We start from the raw sequence: 19,825 nt of genomic DNA on the forward strand, positions 1-19,825 counted from the left end.
ACTCCGCCACTGTTCCGGCCCGACCGGATCAGACCTCCTGCTTGCGCGGGCGGCGGTTGCGGGCGGGCGGTTTGCGGACAGGCGCTTCGGCTCCATCATCGGCCGGGGAAGGCGCCGGTGCTTCGGCAGGTGAAGACTCGCCGGGTGCATCCGTTGCACCATTGACGGCCTTGCGCGTTCCGCGACCTTTGCGACGGGTTTCGGGGCGGGGCTCCATTTCAGGCGCCGCCTCAGCCACCCCGGCGGGGGGAGCCTCGGCAGCCGGCTCGACGGCCTCGGCATTCTTGCGGCCACGGCGACGGCTCGTCTTGGCTACGGGTGCTGCCTCAGGGGTCTCCGGCGTGGCTGCGGGTTCCGGGGATGCCTGGGAGGCCTCGGCTTCAACGACTACCGGCACAGGTGCGGCGGTGGCATCGCCACCCGCTCCACGCCCCCGATGGCGAGATCGGCGGGCCTCGGTTGGTTCGGCCGGTTCGGCCTGGGGGGCAAACTCGGACTGGGCCACATGCTCGGCGTAGGCCGCTTCCAGCTCGTTACGGGCGGCCGTCAGGTCATCGACCCTGGGCTTGTTGCCGCCCCGTCCACCACGGCGGGACGAACGACGGGATTCCGCCGGCTCGGCCGCAACGTTTTCGGTCTGCCCTTCGGCAATCACCGCCGGTTCGGTGGCCGGCTGCTCGGCACGGACAACGGCGCCGCCGGAGCGATAGACATAGGTGCCGGATTTCTCGTCCCGGCCGAACTCCAGCAGCCCGCGGGACTGGGCTTCTTCCAGGAGATTACCAAAGGCACGGAAGCCGTAGCGGGTTTCGCTGAAGTCGGGCTTGCGGCGCTTGATGGCTTCCTTGAGCACCGAGGCCCAGATCTTGCCGGTATCGCCCCGCTCCGCCAGCAAGGCCTCGAAGGTTTCGACCGCGATTTCCACCGCCCGGGTGCGCCGTGCATCCACTTCGTCCTTACGGCGCTTCTCCTCTTCTGGGCTGCGCCGGCTGGGCTGCTGGGTTTCCCGGGGCTCGCGACGGGCCGCCACCTGGCGCGTCTCGCGGACCAGATCATCGTAGAAAATGAACTCATCGCAGTTGGCGATGAGCAGGTCGGAAGTGGATTGCTTGACCCCTACGCCGATCACCTGCTTGGCGTTTTCGCGCAGCTTGGACACCAGCGGTGAGAAGTCAGAATCGCCACTGATGATGACAAAGGTATTGACGTGGCTCTTGGTGTAGCACAGGTCAAGGGCGTCCACAACAAGGCGGATGTCAGCGGAATTCTTGCCGGACTGGCGCACATGGGGGATCTCGATCAGCTCGAAGTTGGCTTCGTGCATGGTCGCCTTGAAGCCCTTGTAGCGGTCCCAGTCGCAATAAGCCTTCTTGACGACAATGCTGCCCTTGAGAAGCAGGCGCTCGAGAACGAGCTTGATGTCGAACTTTTCGTAGTTCGCATCGCGCACGCCCAGGGCCACGTTCTCGAAGTCACAGAACAGGGCCATGCTGACATTTTCGGGGGATGAGGCCATGACGGGCTCCGGGTAGGGACGTGAATGCTGCGCAGGGTACGCCCAAATGCCGGCGAAGTCGCGCCTTTGGGCGCGAACGCTCAGCTGCCTTCGTTGTTCTCGGCGGGGGGTGCGATCTTCACCACCTCTTCCAGGGTCGTGATCCCGGCCGCCACCTTGAGGGCACCGGACAAGCGCAGGGGCTTCATGCCCTCCCGGATGGCAATCTCGCGCACCCGGGCGATATCCACCGCGGCGCCCACCGCCTTACGCACTTCCGGTGACATGAGCAGGATCTCATACAGGCCGATACGCCCCATGTAGCCCGTCATGCGGCATTCCATGCAGCCGACGGCCTTGTGGATGCGGCTTGGCCGGGGCGCTTTCCAGGGTGTCACCAGGTGATCCCAGATGGCTTCCTCCTCGGGGCTTGGCGGATGGGGCTGCTTGCAGTGGGGGCACAGGATGCGCACCAGGCGCTGGGCCATGATGCCGAGCAGGGTGGCGTTGAGCAGATAGGCCGGCACCCCCAGGTCGAGCATACGTGTGACCGCCAACGGGGCGTCGTTGGTATGCAGCGTGGACAGCACCAAGTGACCGGTAAGGGCCGCCTGGATGGCCATCTCGGCGGTCTCCAGGTCGCGGATCTCACCCACCATGATGATGTCCGGGTCTTGTCGCATCAGGGCGCGTACCCCATCGGCAAAGCCCAGTTCGATGGCCGGCGTCACCTGCATCTGGTTGAAGGCCGGCTCCACCATCTCGATGGGATCCTCGATGGTGCACACGTTCACCTCGGGAGTGGCAAGCTGCTTGAGGGTCGAATACAGGGTGGTGGTCTTGCCGGAGCCAGTCGGGCCGGTGACCAGGATGATGCCGTGGGGCTTGCTGGAAATGGCGTGCCAGCGCGCTTCGTCCTGTTCGGAAAAGCCCAGTTCGGCCATGTTGCGCACCAGCACTTCGGGGTCGAAGATGCGCATCACGAGTTTCTCGCCGAAGGCCGTGGGCAGGGTGGACAGGCGCAACTCGACTTCCTTGCCACTGCTCACCCGGGTCTTGATGCGGCCGTCCTGGGGCCGGCGTTTTTCCACCACATCCATGCGACCGAGGATCTTGATGCGGCTGGTCATGGCCGTGAGCACTGGCATGGGCATCTGATAGACCTGATGGAGGACGCCATCAATGCGAAAGCGCACCAGGCCCATGTCGCGGCGCGGCTCGATGTGGATGTCGCTGGCGCGCTGCTCGAAGGCGTATTGCCACAGCCAGTCCACGATGTTGACGATGTGGCGGTCGTTGGCATCGAACTGGCGGTTGCCCTGGCCAAGCTCCACCAGTTGCTCAAAGGACGAGAGGCCGGCTCCCGAATGCCCGCTGCTCTGGGCGGCGTTCTTGACCGAGCGGGCCAGGTTGTAGAACTCCACCAGGTAGCGCGCCACGTCGGCCGGATTGGCCACCACCCGGCGGATATCCTTCTTCAGGTAACCGGCCACTTCCTTTTCCCATTCCCGCAGGTAGGGCTGGGTGGTGGCAACGACCACTTCGCGCAGGCCCACCTGCACCGGCAGCACCCCGAAACGGGTGGCGTAGGCCGAGGACATCACCGCGGTCACGGCGGCGAAATCGATCTTCAGGGGGTCGATGCGGTAGTAGTCCAGCTCCACCTTGCCGGCAAGCCACTCGGTAAGTTCCTCGAGGCCGAGCACCCGGTGGGGTGGCAGCCTGGAGGCCCATTTCTGGTTGGCAATGGTGATCAGCGGGTGGGCATCGGACGGTTTGATACCGTTGGCAAGGCGCAGATTGTCAGCGTCGGCTGGGTCCACCATCCGGTCGGTGGTAAGCAGATCGAGCACTTCGGCGAGGCTCAGCCGGTGTTCATGGACAGTGGCGGTTCGCAGCGAGGACGGCATCGGACAGGGCCGGCGGGGAAGCGAGTCGCCCCACCAGGTGCGGGTTGAGTGCAGGCGTCGAGCATAAGCGCAATCCACCCGTCCCGGCCGATTTTTTTTTCGGCTTTTTACCCTACCAGCCGCGATACCCACGCCGGTAGCCCGGACCCGGCGCGGGTGGCACCACCACCACCGGCGGTGCGGAATAGTGACGATGCCCATAGCCATGGCCGTGGCCGACCGGAAGAACGACGCAGGCGCTCAGGGAGGAGGCGGCCAGAACAATGCAGATCAGGCGTTTCATGATTTCACTCCAGAAAAGGGTTGCCCCTCATCAACGCCGCAGTGCTTCCGCAGTTGCAAGGCAATCGTCTCCGGATGTTGCAGACCATTGAATTCAACTTGCAAATGACATATGGATTGACATTAAAATGTCATGGTCATTCAACCGGAGACCACCATGAAGCGCTTCCTTTCCTTCCTCACCCTGGGCTTTGCCGGCATCAACCTGGCTTTTGCCGCGGTCAACATCAACACCGCCACGCCGGCGGAACTCGATGGCGTAAAGGGCATCGGCCCGGCCAAGGCACAGGCGATCGTGGACTACCGCAGTAAGAACGGCCCCTTCAAGAGTGTGGACGACCTCAAGAACATCAAGGGCTTCGGCGACAAGAACCTTGCCAAACTGAAGGGAGAGCTGACGGTGACGGGGGGAGAAGCGAAGAAGTAATGCTGGCGTGAATGGCTGGGCTGGAGACACAGTCCGGCCATTCAGGGGCAATCCGGCAGTTCTACCGCCTGTCGGCCCGACAGGCAACGTAACAAGGTGGCGAACAGTTCCTCCGGGTCCACCGGCTTGGTCATGAAACCGTCCATTCCCGCCGCTCCGCAACGAATCCGGTCTTCGGCAAGGGCATTGCCTGTCATGGCGACGATCTGCGCATTGCATCCCCCCGCCCGAAGCGCGCGGCTGGCCTCGATGCCATCCATGATCGGCAGTTGCATATCCATCAGGATCACTGCATAGACACCAGTCAGTCCCATCTCAACGGCCTGCATGCCATTGATGGCAAGGTCAGGTTCGAGCCCCACATCACGAAGTAACTCCAATCCCACTTCCTGATTCACCGGCTCGTCCTCGACCAACAAGACCCGGGTGCCGTGAAAATGCCTCACGAGCATCTCCTCTGCCACCGAATGGACTGCTGACGTAGCCTGGGTCGCAGCCCCCTGCTGCAAGCTCACCGTCAGCCAGAACCGGCTCCCCCTTCCCGGCACGCTCTCGGCGCCCACCTCCCCTCCCATGGCCTCCACGATTTTCCGGGTTACCGACAATCCCAGGCCGGTGCCGCCGAAGCGGCGGGTCGTGGAGCCCTCTGCCTGTTCGAAGGGTTGGAAAAGATGTGGCAAGTGTGCGGAACTGATGCCTACTCCGGTGTCCACGACCTGGAAGTGCAAGACGAATCCGGAGGCATTCCGGGCTTCAACCCGGCCGCTCAGGCTCACACTACCTGCATCGGTGAACTTGGCTGCGTTGCTGAGGTAGTTGAGCAGTGCCTGATTCAGGCGGGTATCGTCCCCACGCAGGAACTCCGGCATGTCTTCCATCACTACCTGGAACACCACACCCTTGGTTCCCAGGCTGTCACCGATAACGCTGACCAAGCTGTCGATCATGTCGGAAAGGCGGAAATCCCTGGACTCCAGCACCAGTTTTCCGGCCTCTATCTTCGACAGATCCAGGACATCTCCCAGTACCGCCAGGAGATACCGCGCGGCCCGGTCGATCCGATCAAGCTGTCCACTCTGGCGCTGCGTCGTTCCGGCACGCCGCATCAAGTGCGCCATGCCGAGGATGGCATTGAGCGGCGACCGGATCTCATGGCTGACGCTCGCCAGGAACGCACTCTTGGCCTTCGTCGCAGCTTCTGCCTGCTCGGCGCGCTCGACCAATACGGCATTTTGAATCTGAAGTTCGCCTATGCGATGCGTGACATCACGCTTGAACTTATCCTTCAGTCGGGCAAGCTCACGACGAAGAACATGCAACCACCAGGCCATGCCAACAAGCAGGCCAATCAAGAAAATGACGAGGAGATTCACTCCCGACACGGACAAGGCCCGTCAGGAGCACCTGAATCACCTGTCCGCGATGCATCCACAAGGGTGGCCGAAATCACGGGTTTTAGGGTGATAGCGGCAGCCAGGAAACGATACAGCACGGACCGAAAGAACAAAGAGGACGGCAAGGTCAAGGACGTACCCAAGTTCGAACCGGCAGGACATCATGTCCCGCCTTGTGGACGCCGCAAGCGTCTCAAACACCGGCCGTCTTGTCTGTCAGGCAAACCTGACAGACAGGATCGAATCCTGTCAGGGTTTGCCGTGATGGATCGCCAGCGCAATAAGTTCGGCGTTGCTCTCCACCCCAAGCTTGTCGAGGATGCGGCGGCGGTAAGTGCTGACGCTCTTGGCACTGATGCCTAGCCGCTGGGCAATCTCGCTGGCAGGAGTCCCCATCAACAGGCCGGCAAGCACCTCGGCCTCGCGAGAGGACAGACCGGTAAATGGATCATCACCAGGGCGGGATGGAGGGAAAGCGCTGCGCCCGGATGCCACACGGCGCAGCGCATCAATGAGGGTCTGGCTGTCGGCATCCTTGCTGACGAACCCCTGACCGCCGGCGCGACGTACATAGTCGGCGTACTGAGTAGCCGGGTACATGGAGAAAAACATCACCGGTGTCCGGACTCCCCTCGCTCGCAGGGACTCAAGGACTTCGATGCCCCGTCGGCCGGGCAAGGCAACATCGAGAATCAGCAAATCCGGACCCAGACTCTCGGCCAGCCGTTCCGCGACAAGGCCATCCGCTGCTTCTCCTATGACCAGGAAATCGCCGCAGGAAGACAGCATATCCCTCAGCCCTTGGCGCACGACCTCATGATCGTCAGCAATCACCACGCGGATCTTCACCCCGCCTCCTGACCTTTTGCAGGGATACGGGCCCGTATCCGCGCTCCAGGTGGCCCCGGATCAATGCTGATGTCTCCGCCGTGACGGCGGGCTCTTTCATGAATGCCGGCAAGCCCAAGTCCGCCATGGTGCGACTTCGAAAAGCCCTGCCCATCGTCACTCACCGTGAGAGTGACGAACCCCCGGCTTGCGCCCAGTACGATATTCACCCGATTGGCCCTGGCATGACGGGCCACGTTGGTGAGCAACTCCTGAAGGATGCGAAACAGATCAACCCGCAGCACCTCTTCCAACTCGCTATCCAGACGAGCAAACCGGGTGACCACACGAATGCCGGTGGTACGAGACCATTCTCCGGAGTACCAGCGACAAGTCTCGATGAGGCCCAGGTCATCGAGCATCGGCGGACGCAAGCGCGTACAGATTTCCCGGGCAGTGTGGCTGGCCTCCAAGATGATCCGTCGCAAGTCGGTCAAGGCAGATGCACCGACGGCATCCACATGGGCGGACAGACCGTTGAGGCCGAATACTGCGGCGGTCAGTGCTGCACCCAGCTGATCATGGATATCGGCAGCGATGGCCTTGCGTTCTTGCTCACGGACCGACTCCGTGCCGGCGAGCAGCGCCTGCAGTTGCAGACGGGACTGGTCCAGCGCCTCATTGGCCTCCTTCAGGCTCGAAATATCCATGTTGACGCCAAAGATGCGCCGAGGCCGCCCCTGGGCGTCAAGCTCAGCCTTGCCATGGGCAAGCGCCCAACGCAGCGTTCCGTCAGGGCGTACAACCCGAAACTCGACGCAACAGCCTTGGCCCGCGCCCAAGACGCTTTCGATTGCCCGCATGACCCGAAACCTGTCTCCAGGGTGGATCGCCTCGCGGAATGTTTCAAGATCCAGCTTGCCCTGCCCCGGCTCCAGCCCGAACATGCGCCACAGGTTGTCTGACCAATGCACTTCATCGGTCACCAGATCCCATTCCCATGTTCCCAGGGGAGCAGCGCTCATGGCCAGGCGCATGTGTGCCTCGCTACGCAGCAATTCATCCGCCACCCGGCGCTGCTCGGTGATGTCGCGACCAACCGACTGGACCTCCACCAGGCGCCCGGCACAGTCAAAGGTCGCTCGATTGACGAACTGCATCCAGCGCATCTCGCCTTTGGCCGAGCGGACACGATTCTCGATGGTCACCACCGGGTTATCAGGTGTCAGGCGAGCCAACTGAGCATTGATGACCGGCAGATCATCCGGATGAGCCACGGGATGCCACTGGCGACCAAGAAGTTCGTCCTCCGACTTACCGAAGAACCGGCAATACACTTCATTTACGAATAGGAAACTGCCATCACCGGTAAAACGGCTGATCACCTCGGTCTGATCTTCGACCACAGCCCGAAAACGCTCCTCGCTGGCCCGCAGGGCAAGCTCGAGCAGATGCTGGCGCGTCACATCATGGTAGGCCACCAGAAGGCCTCCGGCCGACGTCGGGGTGGCTTCCAGGGCGAAGTGAATGTTCGGACTGACCAACTCGCAGTCAAAGACATGGCGGAAGATCGTCTCCCTGCCCCGGAGCACATCTGCCAGACCATCCGCCACCGCTGGAGAAAAACCCGGACTACCGTCGATGGAACGCGTCAGTGCCAGATAGTCACACCCAATGACACAGGCCTGCCGAAAAGGACTCCCCTCCGCCAAGAGGGAGGCGATACGACGAAAAGCCGCATTGACCACCACCACCCGGCCGGCACTGTCGAGAACGACGATGCCGGCCGGCAGCGCATCAAGAACGGTCAGCGAAGCATCCAAGGTGGAATCGGGCCAGCCATGATCAGCTACGCAGCACCGACTCCAGCGCCGCCAGGAACAGGACAATGTTGGCAGGACGACTGGAATGGCCCATCAGGCCGATACGCCATACGCGCCCGGCCAAGGCTCCCAGGCCGGCACCGATCTCGATGCCAAACTCGTTGAGCAGACGGCCGCGCACCGCTGCCTCGTCCACGCCCTCCGGCACCCATACCGTGTTGAGCTGGGGCAAACGGGCATCCTCCCGAACCACGAACTTGAGGCCCATCCCTTCAAGTCCGGCGCGCAGACGCAGGTGGTTGTTGTGATGGCGGATCCAGGCGTTTTCAAGGCCTTCCTCTGCCAGCATGACCAGGGATTCATGCAGACCGAAAAGCGGATTGACAGGTGCAGTGTGATGGTAGGTGCGCTTGGCACCGCTCCAGTAGCCGAGCACCAGACCCAGATCCTGGAACCAACTGGGGCAGGGGGTCTTGCGGGCACGAATGCGTTCCACAGCCGCAGCGGAAAAACTCACTGGCGACAGCCCGGGTGTGCAGGACAGGCACTTCTGACTGCCCGAATAGGCCGCGTCGATCCCCCATTCGTCGAGCAGGACAGGCACACCACCGAGGGAGGTCACGCAGTCCATGATGGTCAAGGCGCCGTAACGGCGCGCGATGGCGGCCAGGGTTGCCGCATCGGAGAGGGCGCCGGTGGATGTCTCCGCATGCACGAAGGCAAACAGGGCTGCGTCGGGATTGGCGGCAAAAGCCTCTTCCACCTTGGCGGGATCCACCGGGGCACCCCATGGATCTTCCACGATAACAGGCACCCCACCGCAACGACGCACATTCTCGGCCATGCGCTGACCAAACACCCCGTTGATGCACACCACCACCTTGTCACCGGGGCTGACCAGGTTCACAAAACAGGTTTCCATCCCTACCGAACCCGGTGCCGAGACCGGGAAGGTCAGCTCGTTCTCCGTCTGGAAGGCATAGCGCAGCAGGCTCTTGAGCTCATCCATCATGCCGACGAAGGTCGGATCCAGGTGGCCTATGGTGGGACGAGCCATGGCGGCCAGCACCCGCGACGAAACATCGGACGGCCCGGGCCCCATCAGGGTGCGGGCGGGAGGCTGGAAGGACGTGATACGGGGCGAATCGATCTTCATGGTGTCTCCTGAGGTCATTCTCGTGTGCCAGCCTGGTAGCCCCTCACTGGGGCCGGCCGTTGGCAGCAATCAAACGGATGATGCGGACGGTGTCGAGATCGGACTCCCGATACGCCGCCTTCACATACTCGGATACCTGCACACCTTCACCCGCCTCCATACCGTCGGGCAGCGTGGTTTCGTAGGTGAAGCGCAGGTAGAGGTGTTCGGCGGCCGGCTGATCGAATCGGATCGTCAGGCGCCCGCCGGCATGTTCGGATGTTGCCAGGGATTCAAAACACACCCATTCCAGATAGCGGAAGGTGACCGTGTCACGCACGCTGGCCGGGCCGAAATGCAGCTCGCGCTCCACACGGTCGCCCTGACGCGACAGGATCGTGCAGCGTTCGAGCCCCGGCAGGAACACCGTGGGCTCCTCCACCCGGTACATCAGCCCCTGCCACACCTGTTCGACGCTCAAGGGCGCGATCAGCGGATTGAGGGGGTTGTTGATCTCGATGAGATGTTCGAAATACAAGGGCGGCTCCCAAAGTGAGCCCCGCAGTCTAGCCTTTCTTGAAACGGGTCGTCAGCCAGATGCCGGTCAGAATTAACGCAATTCCGAAAAAATGGTAGGCGCGGGGCGCTTCGCCCAGGAAGAGCATGGCCAGTATCGTGCTGAAGGCAGGCATCAGGTGAATGAACAGGCCTGCCCGGGAAGCACCGACCTCTCCCACTGCCCGGTTGTAGAACACGTAGCCGAGGAAGGCCGGGAAGATCCCGGTATAGGCGACGCCAAACAGGGCCGGGGTCGTGAGGTGGAGCTTTGCGCCGGAGGAAAGCTCCACCCAGACAAGTGGTGCCAGCACCACCAGGCCAATCATCGTCAGGGTCGCCAGCAGGGCCATGGGATGCAGACCGGCCGGCCGCCACTTGAGCCCAAGTGTGTAAAGGGCCCAGGACAGGACTGCCGCCAGCATCCACAGATCCCCTGCATTGAGACTCAGTCCTGCCAGCACGACGGGATCTCCGCGACTGACGATGACCATCACACCAACGAAGGAAACCCCCACGCCAAAGGACTCCAACAGCCTGGCCTGATGCCCCAGGAACCAGGAAATCGCGATGATCGCGATCGGGATGAAGGAGTTGAGCAGTGCTGCGTTGGTTGCCGTGGTGTGCACCAACGCCACATAAGCCAGGGTGTTGTACGCCCCGACACCCAGCACCCCAAGCACCACCAGGACACCCCATTGCTTCCGGGTCATGCCACGAAGCGTCTTCAGGTGAGGCCAGGCAAAGGGGAGAGTCAGCAGCAGGGCCAGCGTCCAGCGGGCAAAGGCCAGGCTCATGGGAGGCACGGCTTCGCGCAAGCCACGACCAACGACCATGTTGCCCGACCAGAACAGGACGGTCAGCGTCAATAGCAGATAGGGGTGGGTGAGCGCACGAGGCAGGCGAGGTACTGACATGGAGGACTGCCTTGGGCAGGACGGCCCCGGATTATGGGCGAACCCCTGCACGTCTGCGCTTGGGATCAACCCCTATGTTCTGTCCTTACGGTTGTCCCCGGATGTCGAACACGCTGTCAGGCTTTGTTCTTATGTTTTTCTTTATATATATAAGTTCATGTTAACTATGCACGGCTGTTTTCTGTGGATAATCTAAATATACATATATAAATCAATTGTTTATTTAATGTAAAAAGCTCTGGAGAAATGGGGGGACTGGTCGGGGATGGTTTGGGGACGGTTCTGACCCGGGTAGGGAAACCCGGACTTGTCCACATTTCTTCCGGGGTCTTCTCCCTTGAGTTGTTCACAAGACATGTCGCCCGGGTCTCTGTGGGGGAGTCCACAAGACCATCAGCAACGAGGTGATCCAGTCACCGGGTTGTCAGGATTTCGTGAGCCGTTTTTGTCCGATACGGGTGTTTCTGCGGTCTTGGTGTTTTGTTTATTGTTTTTGTATACATATAAATACTGTTAACCATATAGCTAAGCGTCTTTCTGTGGATAAGCTAATTTAAGCCTTGTTTTTCAAATGGATGGGTTGTTGGTAAGGCTGTAGGTCCAGGGGTGGCATCAATGTGGGGCGATTGTTGAGCAAATTTGTCCTCGCTCCGATGAGGTGTCTTGTGCACAATTTGTGCGACCTTTCCAACCGGGTTTATCCCCAACCGTGCCCAGTACGCCACCGTCAGCTCTCTCTCCCCTTTCTCCTGCCTGTTGCTGGGATGTGTTCTGCCCTGTTGTGGACAACTTCGGCGATATCGGCGTGTGTTGGCGTCTTGCGCGTCAGTTGGCTGTGGAACATGGGCTTGCTGTGCGTCTCTGGGTGGATGACCTGAAGAGTGCCAGCCATCTGATTCCTTCCCTGGACCCGCAGCAGAGGTCCCAGGTGTTGATGGGGGTCGAGGTTCGCCATTGGGTCGAGCCCCTCGGTGATGTGGTGCCGGGAAAGGTGGTGATCGGGGCATTTGCTGCGACGCTGCCGGAGTCCTTTCTGACTGCGATGGCCCGTTGTGTGCCTCGCCCCTGCTGGATCAATCTGGAGTACCTGAGCGCGGAGGACTGGGTGGCGGGCTGCCATGGCCTGCCGTCGCCCCATCCACGTCTGCCATTGACCCAGCACTTCTTCTTTCCTGGCCTGGATAGGACCACCGGTGGTCTGTTGCGCGAGGCTGACTACTCGGCACGCCGCCGCGGATTTTCCGAGAGCACCTTCCGCAAGTCTTTCGACCTTCCCATGCGTGCGCCTGGGGAGTGTGTGGTTTCCCTGTTCACCTATGAAAACCCGGCCATTGGCGAACTCATGACGGCCTGGAGTCAAGGAAAGCGGCAGGTGCTGTGCCTGGTGCCTGAAGGGCGGGTACTTCCCGGGGTGGCAGCCTGGTTTGGTGTGATCGGTCTGCAGCCGGGAGATCGTCTCAGGAAAGGTCATCTGGTTGTGAAGGTCCTGCCCTTTGTCGATCAGTCCCGCTACGACGAACTGCTATGGGCCTGCGACTTGAACTTCGTGCGCGGAGAAGACTCCTTCGTGCGCGCCCAGTGGGCGGAAGCACCGTTTGTGTGGCACATCTATCCTCAGCAGGACGATGCGCACCTGGAAAAACTGAATGCCTTCATGACGCGCTATCTGGCAGGGGTAGCGCCATCGGTCGCCCACGCCGTCGAGGATTTCTGGCGAGCCTGGAACGATGGTCAGGAAGTGGGTACTCGCTGGAGCGCCCTTGAGGCTGTCTTGCCGGAACTGGGAAGCCATGCTCGGGCATGGTCGATGAAAATGCAGGCCTGTGGTGACCTTGCCGGTAATCTGGTGCGATTCTGTAAAGTTGAGATAGAATAATAAGTTACCTATTCACCGTGGCCCATGCCGCGTAATCAACAGCTCAGCAGGAATAAGCATGAAAACCGCAATGGAACTCCGCTCCGGCAACGTGATCATGGTGGGCTCCGACCCCCTGGTGGTTCAGAAAGCCGAGTACAACAAGTCCGGTCGCAACGCCGCTGTCGTCAAGATGAAGCTCAAGAACCTGCTGACCGGCGCGCCGTCGGAGTCGGTTTACAAGGCGGATGACAAGTTCGAGATCGTGGTGCTTGATCGCAAGGAAGTGACCTACTCGTACTTCGCCGACCCGATGTATGTGTTCATGGATGCCGACTACGAACAGTACGAAGTCGAAGCCGAGAACATGACCGACGCGCTCAAGTACCTGATCGACGGCATGCCCTGTGAAGTGGTTTTCTACAACGGCAAGGCCATTTCCGTGGATCTGCCCACCACCGTTGTGCGCGAAGTTGAATACACCGAGCCCGCCGTCAAGGGGGATACTTCCGGGAAGGTACTGAAGCCTGCCCGCATCGCGCCGAGCGGTTTTGAACTGTCCGTTCCGGCCTTTGTTGAAATCGGTGACAAGATCGAGATCGACACTCGTACCGACGAGTACCGCAACCGGGTGAAGTAATTCTTGGGTTGGTCTGGAAGCAGGGTTCTCCTCAACCCTGCTTCCTTCCCGGCACGGGTCATCCTTTTGTTTTACTGCTGCGTTAGTCTCTCGCGTATCTGTACAAGCTGACGGAATTTGGTCCCAAGTTTTCCCTTTCTTGAAAACCACCCATCTGGAGAATCATCCATGAATACCCGTTCCCTCGCCCTTGCCGCCCTCATCGCCCTTGGCCTCGCTGCCTGTTCCAAGAAGGAAGAAGCACCTGCTCCTGCGCCCGCTCCGGTCGTTGATGCAGCCAAGGAAGCGGCCATGAAGGCCGAAGAAGCTGCGAAGCAAGCTGCTGAAGCCACCAAGGAAGCTGCCGGCGCAGCGAAGGAAGCGGGCAAGGGTGCTGTTGAAGCGACCAAGGAAGCCGGTAAGGAAGCTGTAGAAGCGACCAAGGATGCCGCCAAGGATGCTGTTTCCGCCGCGAAGGAAGCTGCTGGTGCTGCCAAGGAAGCGGGTAAGGAAGCAGTTGCCGCGACTGCGGATGCTGCCAAGGAAGCTGCTGACAAGGCCAAGGCTGCAGTCGGCAAGTAAGCGCCAGTCAGCCAGCACGCTTAACCGGGCCTTGTGCCCGGTTTTTTCGTTTTGCTGCGCGAGGGCCTCTTTTTTCATTCCGTTCCATTTCTGTCATGGCCCTCAAATCCACTATCTTCCGCGCTTCCCTCGCCGTCTCAGACCTGGATAGAGCTTACTTTGCCGAGCACAACCTGACCCTGGCGCGCCATCCGTCCGAGACCGATGAGCGCATGATGATCCGGGTGCTTGCCTTTGCCTTGAATGCGGATGAGCGGCTTGATTTCGGGCGTGGCATCTCCACCGAGGACGAACCGGCCTTGTGGCGCAAGGACGATACGGGTCGTATCCTGCAGTGGATCGAGGTTGGTCTGCCCGATGAACGCTTGTTGCGCCGGGCTGCCGGTCGGGCCGACGAGGTGATCGTGCTGACCTACGGTGGCCGCGTGGTGGATATCTGGTGGCAGAAGGATGCCGCCACTCTCGGCAAGCTGACGAACCTTCGGGTGCTTGCCATTGCCCAGGAAGATTCGAAGGCGCTTGCAGCACTGGCAGCGCGTTTCATGGACCTGACCTGCACCATTCAGGATGGGCAGATCTGGTTTTCCGCTGGTGAAACGACCCTCAGCCTGAGCTTGCGGGCCATCCATCCAGCCCCGTGATCGCACGTTACAGTAAAGAATGACAAAAGCCTTGTGGAGTGGCGAATAATGCGTGGTCCGGCCCTGGATCCCAAGGTCGGAAAATCGAATCCGACAGAGGAGATTCCCCATGCAACTGCCCCCGCATTTCGTTTCCCCGGAGGGCGTCAGCCGACGCCACTTTCTCGGTGCATCACTGGGTATCCTGACCGCCACCGCCCTGGGTGGTCTGGCCCGGCCAGTCCAGGCGGCCAGCCCGATCCTGCTTCCTGCCCTGCCCTGGGCCGACACGGCGCTGGCGCCGGTGATCTCGGCCAATACCATCGGCTTCCATTACGGCAAGCACCACAAGGGCTATGTGGATAACCTGAACCGGCTGCTCGCCGGTTCGGATCTGGCCGATCTGCCCCTCGAGAAGATTGTTGCGGCCACGGCTGGCAAGGCCGACAAGACCGCCATCTTCAACAATGCTGCGCAGATCTGGAACCATACCTTCTACTGGAACAGCCTGCGGCCGAATGGGGGTGGTGAACCGCCGGCGGCGCTGAAGAAACGGATCGAAGCCTCCTTCGGGAGTGTGGATGCCCTGAAGAAGGAGCTGGCAACTGCCGCGACGTCCCAGTTCGGTAGCGGCTGGGCCTGGCTTGTTGCCGACGGCGACAAGCTCAAGGTGATCAAAACCGCCAATGCCGATCTGCCCCAGACGGCCGGCCTCAAGCCGTTGCTGACCATTGATGTGTGGGAGCACGCCTACTATCTGGACTACCAGAACCGGCGTGCCGACTACGTCAATGCACTGATCGACAAGCTCATCAACTGGGAGTTTGCCCTGCAAAACCTGGGCTGAGTTTGCTGGGCCTGCTACTTCCAGTCACCCCGCAAGCTTGCCACCTGCACCTGCAGGCCCGGCAGGCTGACGGTCTCCGGCGGAAGGGCGGGCCCCACCACCAGCTCGATGCGATTGAACAGGCCGCGCCGCAGGGGCCGGCTCAGGGCCGGGCCATCCTTGCGGGAGAACATGCTGCCCCACAGGCCACGCAGGGCCATCGGGATGACCGCTACCGGGTTGGCCTCCAGGATGCGGGCGATTCCGGGGCGGAAGGGGCACAGCTCCCCATCAGCGGTGATCTTTCCTTCCGGAAAGAGGCCGATCAGCTCTCCGGCAGCTAGGGCTGCCGAGACTTCCGCAAATGCAGCCTCCATCATTGCCGGGTCTTCCTTGGCGGGGGCGATGGGAATGGCTCGGCTGTGACGGAAGACGAAGGACAGCACTGGCCAGCGGAAAATGCGGTGGTCCATCACGAAGCGGATCGGCCGGCGTGAAGCCGCCGCGATCACCAGCGCATCGACGAAGCTCACATGGTTGCAGACGATCACGGCCGGCCCTTCGGCGGGGATGTGCGCCAGCCCTTCGGTGCGCAGCCGATACACCGTGTGGACCAGCAGCCAGACGATGAAACGCAGCAGGAATTCCGGCACCAGCCGGTAGATGTAGAAGGCTACCGCTGCGTTCATGATGGCGGCCACGCCGAACAGCATGGGCATGGACAGCCCGGCGCCGAGCAGCACACCGGCACCCAGCGCCCCAACCACCATGAACAGCGCATTGAGGATGTTGTTGGCAGCGATCACCCGTGCCCGGTGCCCCGGCGCCGAGCGGCTCTGCATCATGGCGTAGAGGGGAACGATGAAGAAGCCTCCGAACACCCCGAGCATGGTCAGGGCCAGCAATACCTGCAGCATGCCGGGTTGCGTCAGGACCTCACCGATGGCCAGCGGTGCGCCGGCCGGCAGGGTACCCGGAGAAGCCAGGGCGATGTCGAGCCCGAACAGGGTGAGCCCGATGGAGCCGAAGGGCACCAGGCCGATCTCGACGTGGCCGCCGGAGAGCTTTTCGCACAGCAGCGAACCCAGGCCGATACCCACCGTGAAGGTTGCCAGCAGCAGGGTGACCGTGCCTTCTCCGCCACCCAGCACGCCCTTGGCGTAGGCCGGAAACTGGGCCAGGAACAGGGCACCGTAGAGCCAGAACCAGGAGATGCCGAGGATGGCCAGGAAGACCGGCCGGTTCTCCCGGGCGAAGCCGATGTTGCGCCAGGTTTCCGTGAAGGGATTGGGGTTGATGCGCAGCTCGGGCGCTGGTGCCGGGGCCGGCGGAACGCCCCGGCTGGTCAGGTAGCCGGCTAATGCCACCAAGATGCCACCGCCGGCAATCCACAGGTCACCGTTGGGGGCACCGGCAAGCAGGCCGCCACACAGGGTTCCAAGCAGGATCGCTACAAAAGTGCCGGCCTCCACCAGTGCATTGCCCCCCACCAGCTCGTCTTCGTGCAGATGCTGGGGCAGCAGGGCGTACTTGACGGGACCGAACAGGGTTGAATGGCAGCCGAGCAAAAACAGGGCACTGAAGAGCACGGCGAGGCTGTGGATGAGGAAGCCGATCAGGCCCACGACCATGATGCCGATCTCGAGCACCTTGACCAGGCGGGTCAGGCGGGCCTTGTCGTATTTGTCGGCAAGCTGGCCGGCCGAGGCCGAGAACAGGAAAAAGGGCAGGATGAAGATCCCGGCGGCCAGATTGGCCAGCAGCGCCGGGGCAATCGTTGTCCAGCTGGCAGCCTGGAAGGTGAGCAGTACCACCAGGGCGTTCTTGAAAAGGTTGTCGTTGAACGCGCCCAGAAACTGGGTCAGGAAGAAGGGGCGGAAGCGCCTCTCCCGGAGCAGGTGAAACTGGGAGGGAGGGGCGTCCTTGGCGTGATCCGGAGGGGCACTCATGCAGGTTTCCGATCAAAGAAGTTGCGCGTTTCAAAAACGCCTCGGGCAAAGTGCCGCTGTCCCGAGCGCAGGTGGCGCTTTAGAACGAAGTCGAAAAGCAGGGGATTGTGCTCGCGGAGGGTTTCCAGCACCGACACCGCGGCCGGATCAAGGAGCTTCTCGCGGGCCAGCCGGCGTGCCGACACCAGGGGCAGGATACCCGGCAGCGGGTAATCGGTGCCGAAGAGCAGGCGCGGATGCCAGTCTTCCTGCTCAAGCAGGCGGCGGATGATGGCCACATCCCGATTGCGCAGGTTGATGGCCGAGATGTCGCCATACAGCAGTCCGGCATAGCGCTGCTCACCCATCAGTCGCGAGAACAGGTCGAAGCTCGATACCCTGGGGCCGTCGCGGCCCCGGTCTTCGTCCTGGTCCTCGCCGAGGCTGGCGCAGTGGGCGATGACCACGCGCACCCCATGATCGAGGACTCTGCGCAGGCGCAGGGGGTTGCCCCAGGCCGGTTGGCCGGCGCCATGGATGGCCTTCTCCTCGCCAGCGTGGGTAATCAGCGGCATATCGAGCCGGGCCAGGGCGGTGTAGAAGCGGTCGCAGGCGGGCGAGGCCGGATCGATACCCATGGCAGGTGGCAGCCACTTGACGGCACGCGCGCCATCGCGGGCTGCACCTTCCAGGGCTTCGACGCAATCCGGCCGGTAGGGATGGATGGAGCAGACCCACTCAAAGTAGGCCGGATTGGCCCGGGCCACATCCCGGGCATACGCATTGGGGACATGGAAGGCGGTGAGTTCGGGATGTGGCCGCCCGTGTGTGTCGTGGGTGCGCTCAAAGGCCAGGAGCATCAGCTTGAAGCCGGTGTGCATGCCGTCAGCCAGGTTGTGGAGACGCTCCACATAGCTCTGGTCCACCCGCCCCGGGGCCTCGTGGGCACAGCCGGCGTTGAGGTAGAAGAGCCGCTGGAAATACTCTGTGGGGTGCAGAGGACTGAGCATGCGTGGGGTGATGGTGACCCCGCTTCCCCCGTCACCGATACCGGCCAAGTGGGCGTGACAGTCCCATACCCGGGCAGGATCAAGCCCCTCCCAGGCGGCGCGGACGACCTCGTGACCGGCGATATCCGGGGGCAGGCTGGCTCGGCAGGGGTTCCACAGGCTGCGTCGGGCTAGGGCGGTGCCACCCGCACCAAGCATTGCTGCCGCTGCAGTGGCGCCAATGATGAAGTGGCGGCGGTTCATGATGGGGATGCAATGTTCCGGTCGAGGTGGAGAAAGACTGCTCCAGCGGCCAAACCGAGAAGAAGCCCTGCCAGGTGGGCCTGCCAGGTGGTGGTGATGCCCTCAGGCAGAAAGGGCGACGGCGTTCCGGCAATGGCGTCGAATGCCAGTTTTGCTCCCCAGGCCAGGGCCACGACTCGGCCGATCAGGCCGCCATCCATCGCTACACCGACCACCAGCATGGCGACCAGTCCGGAAAATCCGCGGTAGATTTGCAGCGCGGGCACCAGGCTGAGCAGGACCAGAGACAGCAGCGGGGCAGCGAGGGGCAGCAGCGCAAGCCAGCGCAGTAAAGGCGATCCGGCAATCACCGCGAATGCGGCGACGGCAGCGAGGTTGCCTAGCAGATGCAGAAGTGACCAGTGGCACAACTGCCCGGTCCACAGCCGCCAGATTTCGCCGGCTGCGATGGCGTCCCGGTCGAACTGCATGCTTTCACCCGGCATGAGGTTGGCGAAGGCAAAAAGACCGACCAGCAGGGCCAGGGACAGTCGCCTAGCCGGCACGCTGCCTCCTGGCCACGGCAACGGTCGCGGCCAGTCCGAACAGACCGAGCGCGGCCAGGTCCATGCTGCCACCACTGCCGCTGTACCCGGGCTTGTGGAGGATTTTTGCCACCTTCTCTTCCTTGACCCTTGTCCTGAAGGCTTCGAGCTGGGCATCAAGGCGCGGAATCATGTCGTCGATGGCTTGCCGGTAGCCTTCCGTACGCGCTTCCCTGGAGGCTTCGGACAATTTGACCAGTGCCGAACTACCCTTGATCTGGCTGGTTCCCGGGGCGCGGAAGAGCATGTTGCGGCTCTTCACATCGAAGACGGTGGCATCCACCAGGGTGCTCACGTCGTACTGGCTGCCGTTGATCACATAGGCGCCGACGATGGTCCAGTACAGCAGGGACAGGCGGTTGCTGTCGCTGAACTGGACCTGATCGTAGGAAATCAGGGTCACCACGTCCACGTTGAACATCCGGGCGGCCTGTTCGAGGTTCTCGAAGCCGCCCCTTGGACGCAGGTAGGCCGTGGGGATGACCTCAATGGCGGAAATATAGGGGCGGTTGGCGAAGGCATCCTTGACCCGGCGCAGCAGGCGGTCACGTTCCACTTCCGGCAGGTCCGCATGACGATCACCCGGGGCAAAGGCGATTCCCACCCGCAGGGGAAGCCTCAGCTCAGGCAGGGTCGGCGTGAGTTCGGGTTGCTGGTTTTTCGGGTAGAGGTAGTCAACCACCATGCCGCGCTGGGCGTGGTTACCACGTTCCCACCACATGGCGCAGCCGGCCAGCAGGGACGATGCGAGAAGAATGGCGCTGAGGGCTTTGTTGCGCATGGCTGTCCTTT

Annotated in this window: 19 protein-coding genes; 6 read left to right on the forward strand and 13 right to left on the reverse strand. The window is 61.9% G+C overall.

The genetic code is table 11. The annotated features are described in order from the left end of the window. Window positions 1-28 precede the first annotated feature (28 nt). From J0L98_RS05045 to J0L98_RS05055, 3 genes are all read right to left on the reverse strand, one after another. Window positions 29-1,516, reverse strand: coding sequence for an NYN domain-containing protein (locus J0L98_RS05045; RefSeq protein WP_296410451.1), 1,488 nt, complete (start codon window positions 1,514-1,516; stop codon window positions 29-31). An 80-nt stretch (window positions 1,517-1,596) separates the two neighbouring features. Beyond that, window positions 1,597-3,405 (reverse strand): GspE/PulE family protein, encoded by a 1,809-nt coding sequence (locus tag J0L98_RS05050; RefSeq protein ID WP_296410452.1) that lies wholly within the window; start codon window positions 3,403-3,405, stop codon window positions 1,597-1,599. Between the two features lie 112 nt (window positions 3,406-3,517). Beyond that, entirely contained in the window at window positions 3,518-3,688 is a 171-nt protein-coding gene (locus J0L98_RS05055; RefSeq protein ID WP_296410453.1) for a hypothetical protein, read from the reverse strand. A gap of 156 nt (window positions 3,689-3,844) precedes the next feature. Between J0L98_RS05055 and J0L98_RS05060 the strand changes: the two genes are divergently transcribed. Next, window positions 3,845-4,114, forward strand: coding sequence for a helix-hairpin-helix domain-containing protein (locus J0L98_RS05060; protein WP_296410454.1), 270 nt, complete (start codon window positions 3,845-3,847; stop codon window positions 4,112-4,114). A gap of 41 nt (window positions 4,115-4,155) precedes the next feature. On the opposite strand, the gene J0L98_RS05065 is transcribed toward J0L98_RS05060, so the two are convergent. The 6 genes from J0L98_RS05065 to J0L98_RS05090 form a co-directional block, all read right to left on the reverse strand. Continuing rightward, the gene (locus tag J0L98_RS05065; protein WP_296410455.1) at window positions 4,156-5,487 is read right to left on the reverse strand and encodes an ATP-binding protein; all 1,332 of its coding nucleotides are present in this window, start codon (window positions 5,485-5,487) and stop codon (window positions 4,156-4,158) included. Window positions 5,488-5,757: 270 nt separating this feature from the next. After that, entirely contained in the window at window positions 5,758-6,357 is a 600-nt protein-coding gene (locus J0L98_RS05070) for a response regulator transcription factor (protein WP_296410456.1), read from the reverse strand. After that, the gene (locus tag J0L98_RS05075) at window positions 6,354-8,225 is read right to left on the reverse strand and encodes a PAS domain S-box protein (protein ID WP_365954250.1); all 1,872 of its coding nucleotides are present in this window, start codon (window positions 8,223-8,225) and stop codon (window positions 6,354-6,356) included. The genes J0L98_RS05070 and J0L98_RS05075 overlap by 4 nt, the downstream gene beginning before the upstream one ends. Next, window positions 8,182-9,315, reverse strand: a complete 1,134-nt coding sequence (locus tag J0L98_RS05080; protein WP_296410458.1) for an alanine--glyoxylate aminotransferase family protein — start codon at window positions 9,313-9,315, stop codon at window positions 8,182-8,184. The genes J0L98_RS05075 and J0L98_RS05080 overlap by 44 nt, the downstream gene beginning before the upstream one ends. 43 nt (window positions 9,316-9,358) lie before the next feature. Beyond that, the gene (locus tag J0L98_RS05085; RefSeq protein ID WP_296410459.1) at window positions 9,359-9,832 is read right to left on the reverse strand and encodes an SRPBCC family protein; all 474 of its coding nucleotides are present in this window, start codon (window positions 9,830-9,832) and stop codon (window positions 9,359-9,361) included. A 28-nt stretch (window positions 9,833-9,860) separates the two neighbouring features. Further along, window positions 9,861-10,766, reverse strand: coding sequence for a DMT family transporter (locus tag J0L98_RS05090; RefSeq protein WP_296410460.1), 906 nt, complete (start codon window positions 10,764-10,766; stop codon window positions 9,861-9,863). Between the two features lie 766 nt (window positions 10,767-11,532). Between J0L98_RS05090 and earP the strand changes: the two genes are divergently transcribed. The 5 genes from earP (at window position 11,533) to J0L98_RS05115 (ending at window position 15,289) form a co-directional block, all read left to right on the forward strand. Further along, entirely contained in the window at window positions 11,533-12,642 is a 1,110-nt protein-coding gene (earP, locus tag J0L98_RS05095; protein ID WP_296410461.1) for an elongation factor P maturation arginine rhamnosyltransferase EarP, read from the forward strand. Window positions 12,643-12,700: 58 nt separating this feature from the next. Then, window positions 12,701-13,261: an elongation factor P gene (gene efp / locus J0L98_RS05100; RefSeq protein ID WP_296407689.1), complete on the forward strand. Its 561-nt coding sequence runs from the start codon at window positions 12,701-12,703 to the stop codon at window positions 13,259-13,261. A 168-nt stretch (window positions 13,262-13,429) separates the two neighbouring features. Continuing rightward, the gene (locus tag J0L98_RS05105) at window positions 13,430-13,822 is read left to right on the forward strand and encodes a hypothetical protein (protein ID WP_296410462.1); all 393 of its coding nucleotides are present in this window, start codon (window positions 13,430-13,432) and stop codon (window positions 13,820-13,822) included. A 95-nt stretch (window positions 13,823-13,917) separates the two neighbouring features. After that, complete coding sequence (locus J0L98_RS05110) at window positions 13,918-14,463, forward strand: YaeQ family protein (RefSeq protein ID WP_296410463.1); 546 nt, start codon at window positions 13,918-13,920, stop codon at window positions 14,461-14,463. A gap of 109 nt (window positions 14,464-14,572) precedes the next feature. Continuing rightward, a complete protein-coding gene (locus tag J0L98_RS05115) occupies window positions 14,573-15,289 on the forward strand; it encodes a superoxide dismutase (protein ID WP_296410464.1) in 717 nt (238 codons plus the stop codon). A 14-nt stretch (window positions 15,290-15,303) separates the two neighbouring features. Here the strand turns inward: J0L98_RS05115 and J0L98_RS05120 are convergent, their stop codons facing one another. Genes J0L98_RS05120 through rhlP form a run of 4 tightly spaced genes read right to left on the reverse strand, consistent with a single transcriptional unit; the run spans window position 15,304 to window position 19,814 of the window. Beyond that, entirely contained in the window at window positions 15,304-17,217 is a 1,914-nt protein-coding gene (locus J0L98_RS05120; RefSeq protein ID WP_296410465.1) for an MFS transporter, read from the reverse strand. Then, a complete protein-coding gene (locus tag J0L98_RS05125; RefSeq protein ID WP_296410466.1) occupies window positions 17,214-18,449 on the reverse strand; it encodes an amidohydrolase family protein in 1,236 nt (411 codons plus the stop codon). Before J0L98_RS05125 ends, J0L98_RS05120 begins: the two co-directional genes overlap by 4 nt. Continuing rightward, window positions 18,446-18,994: a rhombosortase gene (gene rrtA / locus J0L98_RS05130; RefSeq protein ID WP_296410467.1), complete on the reverse strand. Its 549-nt coding sequence runs from the start codon at window positions 18,992-18,994 to the stop codon at window positions 18,446-18,448. Before rrtA ends, J0L98_RS05125 begins: the two co-directional genes overlap by 4 nt. Next, window positions 18,984-19,814, reverse strand: coding sequence for a rhombotarget lipoprotein (gene rhlP / locus J0L98_RS05135; protein ID WP_296410468.1), 831 nt, complete (start codon window positions 19,812-19,814; stop codon window positions 18,984-18,986). The genes rrtA and rhlP overlap by 11 nt, the downstream gene beginning before the upstream one ends. Window positions 19,815-19,825 lie beyond the last annotated feature (11 nt).

This window comes from Zoogloea sp. (assembly GCF_017302315.1).
In the GTDB taxonomy this organism is placed as follows: domain Bacteria; phylum Pseudomonadota; class Gammaproteobacteria; order Burkholderiales; family Rhodocyclaceae; genus Zoogloea.

Coding starts and splice junctions, on each gene's coding strand:
- J0L98_RS05045 (WP_296410451.1), bottom strand. CDS start 1,516: ATGGCCTCATCCCCCGAAAATGTCAGCATGGCCCTGTTCTGTGACTTC.
- J0L98_RS05050 (WP_296410452.1), bottom strand. CDS start 3,405: ATGCCGTCCTCGCTGCGAACCGCCACTGTCCATGAACACCGGCTGAGC.
- J0L98_RS05055 (WP_296410453.1), bottom strand. CDS start 3,688: ATGAAACGCCTGATCTGCATTGTTCTGGCCGCCTCCTCCCTGAGCGCC.
- J0L98_RS05060 (WP_296410454.1), top strand. CDS start 3,845: ATGAAGCGCTTCCTTTCCTTCCTCACCCTGGGCTTTGCCGGCATCAAC.
- J0L98_RS05080 (WP_296410458.1), bottom strand. CDS start 9,315: ATGAAGATCGATTCGCCCCGTATCACGTCCTTCCAGCCTCCCGCCCGC.
- J0L98_RS05090 (WP_296410460.1), bottom strand. CDS start 10,766: ATGTCAGTACCTCGCCTGCCTCGTGCGCTCACCCACCCCTATCTGCTA.
- efp (WP_296407689.1), top strand. CDS start 12,701: ATGAAAACCGCAATGGAACTCCGCTCCGGCAACGTGATCATGGTGGGC.
- J0L98_RS05105 (WP_296410462.1), top strand. CDS start 13,430: ATGAATACCCGTTCCCTCGCCCTTGCCGCCCTCATCGCCCTTGGCCTC.
- J0L98_RS05110 (WP_296410463.1), top strand. CDS start 13,918: ATGGCCCTCAAATCCACTATCTTCCGCGCTTCCCTCGCCGTCTCAGAC.
- J0L98_RS05115 (WP_296410464.1), top strand. CDS start 14,573: ATGCAACTGCCCCCGCATTTCGTTTCCCCGGAGGGCGTCAGCCGACGC.
- J0L98_RS05120 (WP_296410465.1), bottom strand. CDS start 17,217: ATGAGTGCCCCTCCGGATCACGCCAAGGACGCCCCTCCCTCCCAGTTT.
- J0L98_RS05125 (WP_296410466.1), bottom strand. CDS start 18,449: ATGAACCGCCGCCACTTCATCATTGGCGCCACTGCAGCGGCAGCAATG.
- rhlP (WP_296410468.1), bottom strand. CDS start 19,814: ATGCGCAACAAAGCCCTCAGCGCCATTCTTCTCGCATCGTCCCTGCTG.